This is a genomic window from Streptomyces sp. SID14478, assembly GCF_010548525.1.
Lineage (GTDB): Bacteria > Actinomycetota > Actinomycetes > Streptomycetales > Streptomycetaceae > Streptomyces.
This window is the reverse complement of record NZ_JAAGMG010001179.1, coordinates 1-295: the sequence shown is the minus strand read 5'-3', so window position 1 is coordinate 295 and position 295 is coordinate 1. Positions and strand designations below refer to the sequence as shown.

The following is a 295-nucleotide window of genomic DNA, read 5'->3' as shown; positions in this document are numbered from 1 at the left end:
GACGCCGCCGACCAGCGCGATCGCGCCGCGCTTCTCGGCCTCCGCGTACACGTCGAGGTCGTCCTGGTAGACCGGCTCGTTCTCGGTGCGGGCCGGCGGATAGGCGTACAGGACGACCTTGCCGCGCACGTCCCCGGCCCGCTCCCAGTCCTCGGGGGTGCCGGTGCCGATGTCGACGAGCGCGCCGGTCGCGGGGGCGTCCGCCGGGTTGGCGGAGACCAGGCCCCGGTAGGTCTCCAGGGTCTCCCGCTGCCCCTTCAGGCGCAGTTCGGGTACGTCGATGCCGCTGGTGGAC

Annotated in this window: 1 protein-coding gene; it reads right to left on the bottom strand. The window is 73.9% G+C overall.

Annotation, left to right across the window (positions count from 1 at the left end; genetic code table 11):
• Nucleotides 1-295 (bottom strand): hypothetical protein (locus tag G3I40_RS37300; protein ID WP_203645459.1); only part of this gene is annotated, 295 nt, incomplete at both ends.